The following is a 394-nucleotide window of genomic DNA, read 5'->3' as shown; positions in this document are numbered from 1 at the left end:
ATGCTCGGCACATCCGTAATCCTCAAGAATGTCCCACAGGTCTTCCAGCTCCTGAATTAAGCTTTGTCCGGAGATTCCGATGATCTCCTCCGCTTTGGCGCATATCTCTTTCCCGCCTCGCAATTCCAAAAGTGCGAGCAGCCGGCTTTTGTCTATTGAAGAAAGCGGAAGCGATTTGACATGTTCCCTGTATCCCACGTAATTCTTTTCAAAGAGAAAGCGCCTCAGAACATCCGCCCGCTCGGCATTGCCCAAAACCTCGACAAACAGCTCATCAGCGAGTCCGGCATGGCCGATCGCGATTTTAAACCGGTGCAATCCCGCGTTTTTCAAAGCGCCGGCCGCCAGCGCAATCACCTCGGCGTCCGCGCTTGTTGATCCGTCGCCGATCAGC

General features: G+C 54.1%; 1 protein-coding gene. It reads right to left on the bottom strand.

Annotated features, from left to right (window positions below; genetic code table 11):
• Positions 1-394: ATP phosphoribosyltransferase regulatory subunit (locus SB658_RS22170; protein ID WP_410602353.1), on the bottom strand; the 394-nt coding region annotated here is incomplete at both ends.

It is taken from the genome of Bacillus sp. SIMBA_008 (assembly GCF_046535495.1).
GTDB classification, from domain to species: domain Bacteria; phylum Bacillota; class Bacilli; order Bacillales; family Bacillaceae; genus Bacillus; species Bacillus subtilis.
This window is presented reverse-complemented; position numbering and strand designations above follow the sequence as displayed.